A 13,665-nucleotide genomic window follows, 5' to 3' on the forward strand; every position below is an offset into this window, starting at 1 on the left:
GATGGTAGGGCAGCAGGCACTGTCCTTCACGGACGTCAGCGCGGTGCGCGGCGGTCACACGATCTGGACCGACGGCACCTTCGACGTTCCGGCCGGCGGAGTCACCGCGGTCATCGGTTCCAACGGGTCGGGCAAGACCACACTGCTTCAGATCGTGCTCGGTCTCATCCGGCCGGCGACCGGGCAGGTGCGGGTATTCGGCCGGCCGCCGGGCGAGGGTAACGACGACATCGGCTACGTCCCACAGAATTACGGGTTGACGCTCGGTGAGGCTATCCGGGTCCGCGACGCAGTGATGTTGGGGCTCAGCGGAAGCCGATGGGGTTTCCGCACGGCGACGCGGTCGGACTCTGAGAAGGTCGACGCAGCACTGGCAGCGGTGGAGGCGAGTTCGTTGGCCGACAAGCGGTTGTCACAACTGTCCGGTGGGCAGCGGCAGCGGGTGGCGCTTGCGGAGGCGCTCGTCGGATCGCCGTCGCTGCTGATTCTCGATGAACCCTTGGCTTCGCTCGACCTTCGGACCCAGAGCGAGATGGTCGCTCTGCTGCGCCGAATCAACGCCGACTTCGGGATGACGGTCCTTGTCGTCGCCCATGACCTCAATCCGTTGCTCGGCGTCATCACCAGTGCCATCTACCTGGTCGACGGGCACGCGCACTTCGACACACTCGACGGCGTCGTGGACGAAGAACTGTTGAGCCACCTGTACGGCACCCGGATGGCGGTCGTGCGCACGCCGCAGGGTGACCTCTTCATGCGGAGACCCTGATGACCACGACCCTCGTCGCGATCGGCTATCAGGACAATTGGCCGCAGATCATCTCGTCAAGCTTCATGCGCAACGCGCTGATCGGCGGGACCATCGTCGCGCTGGCCGCAGGGGTCATCGGCTATTTCGTCGTGGTGCGCAGCACGGCATTCGCCGCCCACGCGCTCGCCCACATCGGACTGCCCGGCGCAACCGGTGCGGTGCTGGTCGGACTGCCGGTCGCGCTGGGCCTCGGGGTCTTCTGCGTCGGCGGCGCTTTGATCATCGGGGCGTTGGGGCGGCGTGCGGCCGACCGGGAGGTGGCCACCGGAACGGTGCTTGCGATGGCCACCGGACTCGGGCTGTTCTTCAACTCCCTGGCCACCAGGAGCAGCAGCACGATGACCAATGTGCTGTTCGGCAACCTGTTGGCGATCACCCATCGACAGCTGCTGACCTTCGGGCTGCTGCTGGTGCTCCTGACGATGAGCATCGGCTTCATCTATCGCCCGCTGTTGTTCAGTTCGGTCAATCCCCAGGTGGCCGAAGCCAAGGGTGTCCCTGTGCGGTTGCTGTCCGTCATCTTCATGACCCTGCTGGGGCTGTCGGTGACGATGGCCGTCCAGGCCGTGGGCACCCTGCTGCTGTTCGCGTTGATCGTGACTCCTGCCGCGACGGCGATCATGCTGACACCTCGGCCGATTGCGGCCATGGTCGTCGCGACCACGATCAGCGTGCTCTCGGTGTGGTTGGGTCTTGTGGTCTCAGCGATGTTCAACCTGCCGCCCAGCTTCGTGATCGTCACGGTTGCGTGCTCGGTATGGGCCGCGGTGTGGGCGGTGGAGCGCGGTCTGCGGCCCTCGGGTGATCGCGTGCTGGTCACGTAGACGGGGCGTCTTCGGCTACCCTCACAGAGCATGTCGAGGAGTTCCGCGCCCATGCGGCGTGCGACTCTGGCTTCGCTCGCCGCGGAACTGAAGGTTTCCCGCACCACCATCTCGAACGCCTACAACCGGCCGGACCAACTGTCGGCAGACCTGCGCGAGCGCGTACTGGCCACGGCCAAGCGGCTGGGCTACCCGGGTCCTGACCCGGTCGCCCGCTCGCTGCGCACCCGCAAGGCGGGTGCGGTCGGGTTGATGATCACCGAACCGCTCAACTACTCGTTCAGCGATCCAGCGGCACTGGATTTCGTCGCGGGTCTGGCGGAGTCGTGTGAAGCGGCCGGCCAGGGCCTGCTGTTGGTGGCGGTTGGTCCGAGTCGCACTGTGGCCGAAGGCACTTCAGCGATCCTGGCCGCGGGTGTCGACGGGTTCGTGGTGTACTCCGCCTCCGACGACGACCCCTATCTGTCCGTGTTGGCGCAGCGCCACCTACCCACCGTCGTCGTCGATCAGCCCAAGGACATCCCGGGCGTCTCCAGGATCTGCATCGACGACCGCGATGCCATGCGCCGAATGGCTGAATATGTTGTGGCGCTGGGGCATCGGGAGATCGGCCTGTTGACGATGCGGCTCGGACGCGACTGGCCGCACAGCGGTTCCCAACCCCGTATCGCCTCTCCGGACCGGCTCGACACCCCGCACTTCCACGTGCAGCGCGAACGCATCGCCGGTGTTTGGGATGCGATGAGCGTCGCCGGCCTCGACCCCGATTCGCTGACGGTGGTGGAAAGCTACGACCACCTGCCGACCTCGGGCGGGGCCGCCGCGGAGGTGGCGCTCGACGCCAATTCCCGGCTGACCGCGCTGATGTGCACCGCCGATATGCTCGCGCTCTCGGCGATGGACTTCCTGAGAGCCCGCGGCATCTACGTGCCCGGCCAGATGACGGTCACCGGATTCGACGGCGTGCCCGAGGCGTTGCGACGAGGTTTGACCACCGTGATCCAACCAAGCATCGAAAAGGGCCGCCGCGCAGGAGATCTGCTGCACCAGCCGCCGCGCTCAGGTCTTCCGGTGGTCGAGGTGCTCGACACGGAAGTCGTCCGCGGCCGCACCGCCGGCCCGCCAGCATAAGTCCGGTCACACGTCAGCGGGCGCGACGCCGGCCGAGCAGATACCCCAGGGCCGCCGCAGCGTCTTCCGGCGATTCGACGCGGTAGCCGGCCAGGGTGTCGCCCGGTCCGACCTTCACGCCGACATCCCCGGCCCGCAGCCGACGGAATGCCTTCTCGTCGGTGACGTCGTCGCCGAGGAACACCACCACGTCGGCGTCCTCCTGGGCGCGCAGGATGTCGACGGCCTCGCCCTTGTCGGTCTGGATGACCGCGAACTCGAGCACCGCCTTGCCCGCGGTGGTGTGCGCATCCCATGCCTCCGAGGCCGCCCGGGCCGAAGCCAACGCCCGCTGGCTGTCCTCGGGCGAGGCGTTGCGCACGTGCAGGGCGACGCTGGCCGGCTTGGTCTCCACCGTGACGCCGGGTCTACCCTCGGCGATCTCGCGAAGTTCGCCGGTGATCCGATCGAGCAGCGCGCGATCGATGTCGTGCGAGAAGCCGGAGGTGAACTCGGCGCCGTGGCTGCCGACCAGGTGCACCGTCGGCGGCATCCCCGACAGCGACCGCAACACTTCGAGTGCACGTCCGGAGATCAACGCCGTGGCGGTATGCGGCAGCTCGGCCAGTGCGACGAGCGCGTCGGCGGCTTGGTCGAGTGGCCGCGCGTCCGCCGGGTTGTTGACGATCGGGGCCAGCGTCCCGTCGAAGTCGGAGGTGACCAACAGGCGGGGTGCCGCGGCGGCCGCGTCCAGCGCGCGGGACAACTCGTCCGGTAAGCCCACCGGCTAGATCTTAGGGTGTTCCCCGTCACCGATCAGCAGGCGCACGGCCAGGTCGAGCCGTTTGCTGACATCGGTGGCCGAGGCTCGCCGGGTGAGCCAGGCGAGCAGGTTCGACAGCCAGACGTCGGAGATGACGCGCGCGATGTGGTACTGGTCCTCGGTGGGTTCGCCGTCGCTCATGGCACGCGCGAACATGGAGTCCATCAGCTTGCCGACGTGATCGACCTCACCGGCCGCCGACGCGTCGGCGAACACGAACGCCCGCGTCATCGCCTCGGTCAGCAGCGGATTGCGCTGCATGGCGCGGTTGAGCTTGCCGACCATGATGTTGAGCCGCTGGTAGGGCGTACCGCCGGACAGCGCGGCGCGATCGGTCTTGGCGTCGATGCGCTCGAACTCCCGGCCCAGCGCCGAGACGAGCAGGTGCACCTTGGACGGAAAGTAGCGGTACAGCGTGCCGACCGCGACGTCGGCGCGTTCGGCGACGGCCCGCATCTGAACGGCCTCATAGCCGCCCTTGGAGGCGATGGCCAGCGTGGCGTCCAGAATGCGCTTGCGCCGCTCTCGCTGAGCCTCGGAACCCAGTTCCGACTCGGACAGCACCGCCACGTTCATCACCTGCCGCGGCCGCGAATCCGACGTCGGGCTCGAGTCGGTGGCTGCTGGCTGAGACGGGCCGGACATGCGGCGAGTAACTCCTTCATCGTGCGTTCGCGCGGAAAACGATACGCATGCCGATCCTCTATTTCCCAACCCGGCACCCGCTGTCGCACCGAGGTGTCCTGCTGTGATGGCGGTCGACTTGACGGTCGAACGCTGGCACTATTAGAACACGTTCTAGTGGGGAGCACGGCCTTCTCACCCAAACGCTAGGAGAAGACGGTGCCGCTCGCATCCCCGGGGACCATTTCCGACGAGCAGTTGGCCGTGCGCGAACTCGTTCGGGACTGGGCCGCCGCGTCGAGTCCCGTCGCGGCCGCCCGGGAGGTGGAGCAGGGCCGGCAGGACGCCTGGCGGACCGCATTCGACGGTCTGGCGCAATTGGGCATCTTCGGTGTCGCGCTGCCCGAGGAGCACGGCGGCGCCGACGGCACGGTCGAGGACCTGTGCGCCATGGTCGACGAGGCCGCGGCCGCGCTGGTGCCGGGGCCTGTCACCACGACCGCGTTGGCGACGCTCGTGATCGATCGGCCCGAGGTGCTTGCGGCGCTGGCGTCCGGTGAGCGGGTCGCCGGTATGGCTCTGTCGTCACAGGTGCGATTCGTCGACGGTCGCGCGTCGGGCACCGCGGACTTCGTGCTGGGCGCCGACGCGGCCGGGGTGCTGCTGTTGCCGGCCGTCGACACCTTCGTGCTCGTCGACGCGACGGCCGGCGGTGTCACGATCGAACCGCTGCAGCCCACCGACTTCTCCCGGCCGTTAGCCCGCGTCGTCCTCGACGACGCACCGGCACAGGAGGTAGGCGTCTCGGCGCAAACCGTCTCCGACATCGCGGCCGCGGTGACGGCCGCCGAAGCCGCCGGCCTGGCGCGCTGGACGCTGCAGACCGCCACCGAGTACGCCAAGGTGCGCGAACAGTTCGGCAAGCCGATCGGCAGTTTCCAGGCGATCAAGCACATGTGCGCCGAGATGCTGTTGCGCTCGGAGCAGGCATCGGTGGCAGCCGGTGACGCCGCGCGGGCCGCGGCCTCCGCGTTGACCGGCGGCGACGAGCACCAACTGTCGATCGCGGCGGCGGTCGCCGCCGCGGTCGGTGTCGATGCGGCGAAGGCCAACGCGAAGGACTGCATCCAGGTGCTGGGCGGCATCGGCATCACCTGGGAGCACGACGCGCACCTGTACCTGCGACGGGCCTATGGCGTCGCGCACTTCCTCGGTGGCGCGCAGCGCTGGCTGCGCCGGGTGGCTGCCCTGACGCAGCAGGGCACGCGCCGCGAACTCGGCATCGACCTCGGCTCGGTCGCTGAGATGCGGCCCGAAATCGCTTCGGCCGCAGCCGAAATCGCGGCGCTGCCGGTCGAGAAGCGGCAGGCGGCACTGGCCGACGCGGGTCTGCAGGCACCGCACTGGCCCAAGCCCTACGGCCGTGCTGCCGGCCCTGCCGAGCAGCTGATGATCGACCAAGAGCTGGCCAAGGCGGGTGTCTCACGTCCCGACCTCGTCATCGGATGGTGGGCCGCGCCGACGATTCTCGAGCACGGCAGCGCTGAGCAGATCGAGCGGTTCGTGCCCCCGACGCTGCGCGGCGAACTGCTCTGGTGCCAGCTGTTCTCCGAGCCGGGCGCGGGTTCGGACCTCGCGTCGTTGCGCACCAAGGCCGTCCGTGCGGACGGGGGCTGGAAGCTCACCGGCCAGAAGGTGTGGACCTCGGCGGCGCACAAGGCGCAGTGGGGCATCTGCCTTGCCCGTACCGATGCCGACGCACCGAAGCACAAGGGCATCACCTACTTCCTGGTCGACATGAAGTCGGCGGGCCTCGACATCCGGCCGTTGCGTGAGATCACCGGCGACAATCTGTTCAACGAGGTCTTCTTCGACGACGTCTTCGTGCCCGACGAGTTGGTCGTCGGGCAGGTCAATGACGGATGGCGGTTGGCCAGAACGACGCTGGCCAACGAACGCGTCGCGATGTCGCACGGCACCGCGCTGGGCAATCCGATGGAGGAACTGCTCGAGCAGGTGGCCACCCTGGACTTCGACGTGGCCGGCCAGGACCGGCTGGGCGAGCTGATCGTGGCGGCCCAGGTCGGGTCGCTACTGGATCAGAAGATCGCGGAATTGGCCGTCGGGGGCCAGGATCCCGGGCCGCAGGCCAGCGCCCGCAAGCTCATCGGGGTGCGCTATCGGCAGGCACTGGCCGAGATCAGGATGGAACTCGCCGAGGGGGCGGGTGTCGTCGACAATCAGCAGGTCTTCGACTTCCTCAACACCCGTTGCCTGACCATCGCCGGCGGCACCGAGCAGATCCTGCTCACCCTCGCCGGCGAACGCCTGCTCGGCCTGCCCCGCTAGCTGAACGCGGCTTGCGCGCAGGCGTCCGGCGAAGTGAGGTTCACCCCGGCGTAGACGACCTGGATGTGCGAGCAGGCGATCAGCGGGACATCGGTCCTGGGCGCGCCGGTGCTCTGGTCGACGGGCCATACGTCGGCCCGGAACTGGAATTTCTCCGGAGGCCCGCCGCCGAAGTAGATCGTGGTGAACTCGACGTCGGTGAGCGACTTGAACGACCGGGTGTTGGGCACATCGAAGGTGAAGTGCACATAGACGCCCCGGTCCATCGTCCGCAGCGTGGTGGTCTGGCGCGCCCACAGATCGCCGGGAAAGCCGAGGACACCCTCGGGTGCGCGCAGATTGGCCTGCGTGTTGACGAGACACTTCGCCTCGGCCGCGATGCAGTTGGCCGTCACGTGCATCTCGAGGGTCTGCGCCGCGTTCACGGGAATCGACGAGTCGGCGGTGTCCACCGCTGCGGCCGCCTGTGGCATCGGACCGGCCAGTGCGACGGTCAACCCCGTCGCCGCAGCGAAAACGTCGAGCCACCGCTTCACTGTCTGCTCCCTTTCGGTCGTGCGGCGATGCTAGCCCGCGCGTTATTCGTCGTACGTGACTTCGACCGAATCCGATCGCGGCCTGGCCTGACAACCCAGGATCAGACCCTCGTCGAGATCGGACTGCTCGAGGACGTCGTTGACCTCCATGTCGACCTCGCCGCTCTTCTTGAGCACCGCACACGCGCCGCAGTGGCCCTCACGACAGGAGAACGGGGCGTCAAGTCCCTTGTCCAGCAGCACATCGAGCAGCTTGGCGTTGCGCGGCCAAACCACCTCATGGGTCTGACCGTCCAGCGTGACCACCGCGGTCGCCGGACCCTCGTCGCTGTCGTCCTCCTCGATCACCACCGCGGCGAACGGGTCGGACTCCAGCGACTTGAACACCTCGATGTGCACGTGGTCGGCGGGCGCGCCGACGTTCTTGAGGGCCTCTTCGGCGGCGGCCATGAACGGTCCGGGACCGCAGATGTAGGCGTCGTGGCCGGCGTACGGGGCGGCCAACGCCGCCAGCGCCGCGGCACTCGGCAGCCCCTGCACGGCCTCGAGCCAGTGCACGACCACGAATCGGTCGGGGTACTTGGCGGCCAGATCCTGCAGCGCGGTCCCGAAGATCACCGAGTTCTCGTCGCGGTTGGCGTAGATCAACACCACCTTGCCGCTCCCCTCGGCGAGCGCCGACTTGCAGATCGACATCATCGGCGTGATGCCGCTGCCCGCGGCCAGCAACAGGAAGTCGGTGTCGAGCGTCTTGGGCACGAAGGTGCCCGACGGCGCAAGCACGTGGATCTTCATGCCGGTGTGCGCGTGATCGCACAGCCAGTTCGACGCATACCCGTCGGCCGTCCGCTTGACCGTCACGGTCATGGGGTCGCCGGTGAACGGCGAACTGCACAGCGAGTAGCAACGGGCCACCGACCCGGTCCGGTCGCTGGGGACCCGCAGCGTCAGGAACTGACCGGGCGCGTAGCGCAGCCGTTCGGCAGGCACTTCCGGGTCGTCGGGGCCGTCGGGGACCCGGAATACCAGCGACCGGGCTTCGGGGGTCTCCTCGACGACGTCGGCCAGCTCAAGCTCGAGCACATGGCTACCGAGCGGCTCGTCGGTCACTTGCCTGTCCCACCCTTTCTGTCCGGCGTTGACGCCGATAACTAGAACAGGTTACAGAAATACATGTGTGCAGGTCGAGCCCCTGAAGGATCGCGCTGCTCGACACAAATCGTAACGTGTTCTAATCTCTGTCTAAGTCCTTAGCACCGGGAGGCACACCAGTGACGTCCATTGAACAGCGTGACGTGCAGTCGGTCCTAGCCGGCATCGACGACCTGCTGCCGCTCATCGCCAAGCGCGCCCAGGCGACCGAGGAACTGCGCCGCCTCCCCGACGAGACGGTCAACGAACTCGACGAGGTCGGCTTCTTCAAGCTGCTGCAGCCCGAGCAGTGGGGTGGTCTGCAGTGCGATCCCACCGTTTTCTACGAAGCCGTGCGCCGTCTCGCCAGCGCATGCGGGTCCACCGGTTGGGTCAGCTCGATCATCGGTGTGCACAACTGGCACCTGGCGCTGTTCGATCAGAAGGCGCAGAAAGAGGTCTGGGGTGCCGATCCCACCGTGCGGATCTCGTCGTCCTACGCGCCGATGGGCGCGGGCACCGTCGTCGACGGCGGCTACCTCGTCAACGGCACCTGGCAGTGGTCGTCGGGTTGCGACCACGCGACCTGGACCTTCGTCGGCGGCCCGGTCATCAAGGACGGCCGACCCGTCGACTTCGGGAGCTTCCTCATGCCGCTCGGCGACTACACCATCGACGACGTCTGGAATGTGGTGGGCCTGAAGGGCACCGGCAGCAACAACCTGGTGGTCAAGGACGTCTTCGTGCCGCGGCACCGGTTCCTGTCGTACAAGGCGATGAACGACCACACCGCCGGTGGCCTGCAGACCAACACCGCTCCCGTCTACAGGATGCCGTGGGGCACCGTGCATCCGACCACGATCTCGGCGCCGATCGTCGGCATGGCCTACGGCGCCTACGACGCCCACGTCGAGCACCAGGGCAAGCGGGTGCGTGCCGCGTTCGCCGGGGAGAAGTCCAAGGACGACCCGTTCGCCAAGGTACGCATCGCCGAGGCGGCCAGCGACATCGACGCCGCGTGGCGCCAGCTCATCGGCAACGTCGGGGACGAGTACGCGCTGTTGGAGGCGGGCCAGGAGATCCCGTTCGATCTGCGCGCTCGTGCCCGTCGCGACCAGGTCCGCGCGACCGGCCGCGCCATCGCGTCCATCGACCGCCTCTTCGAGGCATCCGGCGCCACCGCGCTGAACAACGACGCTCCGGTGCAACGCTTCTGGCGCGACGCGCACGCCGGCCGGGTGCACGCGGCCAACGACCCCGAGCGCGCCTACCTGATCTTCGGCAACAACGAGTTCGGACTGCCGCCGCAGGACACGATGGTTTAACGGAAAGCCTGATGACCTCCTACATCCAGGAAACCGAACAACAGGTCGAGATCACTTTCGAGTCGACGTCCCGCTACGCGCAGGTCCGGGACGACATGCGGCTGCACTATCACGAGGCCGGCGTCGGCCACGAGCAGACGATCGTGCTGTTGCACGGCGGCGGACCGGGGGCGTCGAGCTGGTCGAACTTCTCGAAGAACATCGAAGTGCTGGCCCGTCACTTTCATGTGCTGGCCGTCGACCAGCCGGGTTACGGCCATTCCGACAAGCACACCGAGCACGAGCAGTACAACCGCTACAGCGCCACCGCCCTGCTGAATCTGTTCGACCATCTCGGCATCGAACGCGCTGCGCTGGTAGGTAATTCGCTCGGTGGCGGCACCGCGGTGCGATTTGCGCTCGACAATCCGAAGCGGGCCGGGCGGTTGGTGTTGATGGGCCCCGGCGGGTTGTCGGTCAACCTGTTCGCTCCCGACCCGACCGAGGGCGTTAAGCTGCTCGGCAGGTTCGCCGCCGACCCGACGCGCGAGAACATCGAGAAGTTCCTGCGCATCATGGTCTTCGACCAGAGCCTGATCACCGACGAGCTGATCGACGAGCGGTTCGCGATCGCCAGCCAGCCCGAGTCGCTGGCGGCCACGAAGGCTATGGGCAAGTCGTTCGCCGGCGCGGACTTCGAACTCGGCATGATGTGGCGTGAGGTGTACAAGCTGCGCCAACCGGTGTTGCTGATCTGGGGCCGTGAGGACCGGGTCAATCCGCTCGACGGGGCGCTGGTCGCGCTCAAGCAGATCCCGCGCGTGCAGTTGCACGTGTTCGGGCAGTGCGGCCACTGGGCGCAGGTCGAGAAGTTCGACGAGTTCAACAAGCTGACAGTCGATTTCCTGGGAGGCTAGGTCATGAGCATCAAATCGCTTGGCTACCTTCGCATCGAGGCCACCGACGTCGCGGCGTGGCGCGAGTACGGCCTCAAGGTGCTCGGCATGGTCGAGGGCAAGGGCACGCTCGACGGTGCGCTGTATCTGCGCATGGACGAGTTCCCGGCCCGGTTGGTGATCATTCCCGGCGAGCATGACCGCCTGCTGCAGTCCGGCTGGGAGACCGCCAATGCAGCTGCGCTGCAGGAGATCCGCAAGCGGCTCGACGTCGAGGGCGTGCCGTACAAGGAGGCTTCGGCGGCCGAACTCGCCGAGCGCCGGGTCGACGAGATGATCCGGTTCGACGACCCGTCGGGCAACACGCTCGAGGTCTTCCACGGTGCCGCCCTCGAACACCGCCGCGTGGTCAGCCCCTACGGTCATAAGTTCGTCACCGAGGACCAGGGCCTCGGCCATGTGGTGCTGACTACCCGCGACGATGCGGAGACGCTGCACTTCTACCGCGATGTGCTCGGCTTCTATCTGCGCGACTCGATGCGGCTTCCACCGCAATTGGTGGGTAGGCCGGCCGACGGCGCGCCCGCATGGCTGCGGTTCCTTGGCGTGAACCCGCGCCACCACAGCCTGGCGTTCATGCCCGGCGAGACACCCAGCGGCATCGTGCATCTGATGGTCGAGGTCGGCGAGGCCGACGACGTCGGGCTCTGCCTGGACCGGGCCATGCGCCGCAAGGTGCCGATGTCGGCCACGTTGGGCCGCCACGTCAACGACAAGATGCTGTCCTTCTACATGAAGACCCCCGGTGGTTTCGACATCGAGTTCGGTTGTGAGGGAATGCAAGTCGAGAACAACGAGCAGTGGGTGGCACGCGAGAGCACTGCGGTTAGTCTGTGGGGTCACGACTTCAGCGTCGGTTTCAAAGGATAGTGTCGGCCGAACCGATCGACCCCCGCACATTCCGCAATGTGCTCGGGCAGTTCTGCACCGGTATCACGGTCATCACCACGATGCACGACGGCGGCCCAGTCGGATTCGCCTGCCAGTCGTTCGCCGCGCTGTCGCTGGAACCGCCGCTGGTGCTGTTCTGCCCCACCAAGGTCTCCCGGTCCTGGCAGGCGATCGAGGCCAGCGGCCACTTCTGTGTCAACGTCCTGCACGAGAAACAACAGGACGTCTCGGCGCGGTTCGGTTCCCGGGAACCCGACAAGTTCGGCGGGATCGACTGGCATACCTCGAAACTGGGCTCACCCGTCATCGAGGGGACACTGGCCCACATCGACTGCTCGGTGCACTCGGTGCACGACGGCGGTGACCACTATGTGGTGTTCGGCGCCGTGCACTCGCTGTCGGACGTGCCGCACCGCAAGCCGCGGCCGCTGCTGTTCTATCGCGGGCAGTACACCGGCATCGAGCCGGACAAGAACACCCCGGCCCACTGGCGCGACGACCTCGAGGCGTTTCTCACCGCCACCACCGACGACACCTGGCTCTGAGTCCCGATGATCGTCGGTGTGGTGGGGGTAGCGGCCGGCTACGGCCGACGATCGATGACTTCAAGTACGGCGATTTGGCCGTCGCGCAGGAACTTCTCGACGCCCGATGCTGCGGCCCGAAGCCCTTTCTGAGTGGGGTGTTCAGGCCCGAGCAGTGCGGTGACAGCCTTGCCGAGAACCTTCAATCGGCCATCGGTGCTGACCGGGTCGCTAACGATCGACAGCGTGACACCGGTGATGAGCGATTGCATTGCGAATGCTTGATCGGCACTGGCCCAATCGGTCCGAGCCATTCCGTGCGCTCGCCACAGCGGAAGTGCTGCGCCCAGCACGGCCGCGGGCCCCAGTGCCTCGTTGAGCGCAAGAGATCGCGGGTGGTCGGCGAGCACACCGAGCAGATCGTCGTCGTTGCGCTGCAGGGCTGCGATGAGAGGCTGGCCGGTCGCAGTCCGCAACATCGTCGGACAGAAGCGCGATGGGCGGACTAGAGCGGGATCATCCGCGAACTGCGCGATCAGATCTTCGAGGATGCGCAGAAACCCCCGGCCTACCAGCCCGATGAGCAAGTCCTCCTTCGTCGGCCAGTACAGATACACGGTCCCTTTCCCGACATGCGCTCGCGCGGCGACGTCTGCGACGGTGAATCCTCTTGCGCCGCGACCGAGAAGCAGATCGTTGGCCGCGGTCAGGACTCTTGCCGCTGTGGCGGAGTTCTTCTCCGGCAATTCGTCGATGGCCGAGCTCACCCGATGGACTATATCGACGGCAGTCGCCGCCTCCGGTCCGGATTATTCAATCTGACCGTAATCGTCATTTGGTCAGTTAGGCGCTATAGTCGGTCTCGAAGGCACCAACGTCCACAGAACGGATGCGCTGATGACGACGACACCGGACGTCAGTATCGACCGCATCGTCAACGAGCCCTCCCGTGTGCAGGTTCTGCGGAGGCGGATCTTCGCTGTCGCAGACGGATTGGCTCCTGCAGTCGATCTCTGTCGTATCTATGTCGACGGACTGGAGAACTTGCCGTGCGACGGAAGGTTCCTGCTCGTCGGCAATCACACCCTGTCGGGTTCGAGCGAAGTGGTTCTGATTCCCTACTTCGTGCACCGCGAGCTGGGTGTCCGGGTGCGTGGTCTCGCCACCAGGCAGATCGGTGAGGCCAGGGGCCTACTTCGTGACGTCCTGGAGGCGGCGGGCGCGGTCCCCGGTTTGCCCGACACCTGCGCGGAGTTGATGCGCCGAGGCGAGACGATCCTCGTGTTCCCCGGTGGCGGCCGGGACATGCTCAAGTTCAAGGGTGAGGAGTACACGCTCCAGTGGCACCGCCGGAGCGGTTTCGCCCGGCTGGCGGCAGCGCACGATTACCCGATCGTGCCGGTCGGATTGGTCGGCGGAGACGACGTTTACCACAGTCTCGTCGAACGCGACGGCCCGTGGGAACGGTGGAGCCGAGGCCTCGGTGAGCGCCTGCACGGGCTACCGGGTGTCGGCGTACCGATCGTGCGCGGGTTGGGACCGACCATGATTCCCCGACCGCAGCGCATGTACCTGCGCTTCGCTTCGCCGATCGACACGTCTCGACCGTCTGATGTCGAGCCTGAGAAGTGGGTCGACACGGTGAAGGAACGAACACAGACCGCACTGGAAACCACCCTGGCTGAGTTGCAGCAGTTGCGGGCGACCGATCCGTTCCGGAACTTGAACCCTTTTGCCTGGAGCAACGCCCTGCAACCTCGATGACCGCGCGCGGCACAGCGC

The 13,665-nt window shown here is 66.9% G+C and carries 14 protein-coding genes and 1 pseudogene; 9 read left to right on the forward strand and 6 right to left on the reverse strand.

Features of this window, described 5'->3' with window-relative positions:
• Window position 1: 1 nt before the first annotated feature.
• Genes K3G64_RS11515 through K3G64_RS11525 form a run of 3 tightly spaced genes read left to right on the forward strand, consistent with a single transcriptional unit; the run spans window position 2 to window position 2,766 of the window.
• A complete protein-coding gene (locus tag K3G64_RS11515; RefSeq protein ID WP_238949949.1) occupies window positions 2-769 on the forward strand; it encodes a metal ABC transporter ATP-binding protein in 768 nt (255 codons plus the stop codon).
• A complete protein-coding gene (locus K3G64_RS11520; RefSeq protein ID WP_238949950.1) occupies window positions 769-1,635 on the forward strand; it encodes a metal ABC transporter permease in 867 nt (288 codons plus the stop codon). The genes K3G64_RS11515 and K3G64_RS11520 overlap by 1 nt, the downstream gene beginning before the upstream one ends.
• Window positions 1,636-1,665: 30 nt before the next feature.
• Window positions 1,666-2,766, forward strand: coding sequence for a LacI family DNA-binding transcriptional regulator (locus K3G64_RS11525; protein ID WP_238949951.1), 1,101 nt, complete (start codon window positions 1,666-1,668; stop codon window positions 2,764-2,766).
• 13 nt (window positions 2,767-2,779) lie between these two features.
• Here K3G64_RS11525 and otsB read toward each other — a convergent pair whose 3' ends face one another.
• Together otsB and kstR are read right to left on the reverse strand one after the other, a co-directional pair.
• Window positions 2,780-3,529, reverse strand: coding sequence for a trehalose-phosphatase (gene otsB, locus K3G64_RS11530; RefSeq protein ID WP_238949952.1), 750 nt, complete (start codon window positions 3,527-3,529; stop codon window positions 2,780-2,782).
• 3 nt (window positions 3,530-3,532) lie between these two features.
• Window positions 3,533-4,138: a cholesterol catabolism transcriptional regulator KstR gene (kstR, locus tag K3G64_RS11535; protein ID WP_197503301.1), complete on the reverse strand. Its 606-nt coding sequence runs from the start codon at window positions 4,136-4,138 to the stop codon at window positions 3,533-3,535.
• 273 nt (window positions 4,139-4,411) lie between these two features.
• Between kstR and K3G64_RS11540 the strand changes: the two genes are divergently transcribed.
• Complete coding sequence (locus tag K3G64_RS11540; RefSeq protein ID WP_238949953.1) at window positions 4,412-6,541, forward strand: acyl-CoA dehydrogenase; 2,130 nt, start codon at window positions 4,412-4,414, stop codon at window positions 6,539-6,541.
• Here K3G64_RS11540 and K3G64_RS11545 read toward each other — a convergent pair.
• Together K3G64_RS11545 and K3G64_RS11550 are read right to left on the reverse strand one after the other, a co-directional pair.
• Window positions 6,538-7,014, reverse strand: a complete 477-nt coding sequence (locus K3G64_RS11545; RefSeq protein ID WP_370647188.1) for a hypothetical protein — start codon at window positions 7,012-7,014, stop codon at window positions 6,538-6,540. The genes K3G64_RS11540 and K3G64_RS11545 overlap by 4 nt on opposite strands.
• A gap of 105 nt (window positions 7,015-7,119) precedes the next feature.
• Window positions 7,120-8,187, reverse strand: coding sequence for a ferredoxin--NADP reductase (locus tag K3G64_RS11550; protein ID WP_238949955.1), 1,068 nt, complete (start codon window positions 8,185-8,187; stop codon window positions 7,120-7,122).
• 161 nt (window positions 8,188-8,348) lie between these two features.
• Between K3G64_RS11550 and hsaA the strand changes: the two genes are divergently transcribed.
• The 4 genes from hsaA to hsaB are packed head-to-tail and all read left to right on the forward strand — an operon-like array spanning window position 8,349 to window position 11,904.
• Window positions 8,349-9,533, forward strand: a complete 1,185-nt coding sequence (gene hsaA / locus K3G64_RS11555) for a 3-hydroxy-9,10-secoandrosta-1,3,5(10)-triene-9,17-dione monooxygenase oxygenase subunit (RefSeq protein WP_238949957.1) — start codon at window positions 8,349-8,351, stop codon at window positions 9,531-9,533.
• An 11-nt stretch (window positions 9,534-9,544) separates the two neighbouring features.
• Window positions 9,545-10,429: a 4,5:9,10-diseco-3-hydroxy-5,9,17-trioxoandrosta-1(10),2-diene-4-oate hydrolase gene (hsaD, locus tag K3G64_RS11560; RefSeq protein ID WP_238949959.1), complete on the forward strand. Its 885-nt coding sequence runs from the start codon at window positions 9,545-9,547 to the stop codon at window positions 10,427-10,429.
• A 3-nt stretch (window positions 10,430-10,432) separates the two neighbouring features.
• A complete protein-coding gene (gene hsaC, locus K3G64_RS11565) occupies window positions 10,433-11,338 on the forward strand; it encodes an iron-dependent extradiol dioxygenase HsaC (protein ID WP_238949960.1) in 906 nt (301 codons plus the stop codon).
• Window positions 11,338-11,904, forward strand: a complete 567-nt coding sequence (hsaB, locus tag K3G64_RS11570; protein WP_238949961.1) for a 3-hydroxy-9,10-secoandrosta-1,3,5(10)-triene-9,17-dione monooxygenase reductase subunit — start codon at window positions 11,338-11,340, stop codon at window positions 11,902-11,904. The genes hsaC and hsaB overlap by 1 nt, the downstream gene beginning before the upstream one ends.
• Before the next feature lie 38 nt (window positions 11,905-11,942).
• On the opposite strand, the gene K3G64_RS11575 is transcribed toward hsaB, so the two are convergent.
• Together K3G64_RS11575 and K3G64_RS11580 are read right to left on the reverse strand one after the other, a co-directional pair.
• Window positions 11,943-12,470 (reverse strand): TetR/AcrR family transcriptional regulator, encoded by a 528-nt coding sequence (locus K3G64_RS11575; RefSeq protein WP_238951058.1) that lies wholly within the window; start codon window positions 12,468-12,470, stop codon window positions 11,943-11,945.
• A gap of 51 nt (window positions 12,471-12,521) precedes the next feature.
• A pseudogene (locus K3G64_RS11580) lies at window positions 12,522-12,650 on the reverse strand (TetR/AcrR family transcriptional regulator); the annotation flags it as partial.
• A 130-nt stretch (window positions 12,651-12,780) separates the two neighbouring features.
• On the opposite strand from K3G64_RS11580, the gene K3G64_RS11585 reads away from it, so the two are divergent.
• Window positions 12,781-13,647 (forward strand): lysophospholipid acyltransferase family protein, encoded by an 867-nt coding sequence (locus tag K3G64_RS11585; RefSeq protein ID WP_238949962.1) that lies wholly within the window; start codon window positions 12,781-12,783, stop codon window positions 13,645-13,647.
• Window positions 13,648-13,665 lie beyond the last annotated feature (18 nt).

This window comes from Mycobacterium sp. IDR2000157661 (assembly GCF_022317005.1).
Classification (GTDB): domain Bacteria; phylum Actinomycetota; class Actinomycetes; order Mycobacteriales; family Mycobacteriaceae; genus Mycobacterium.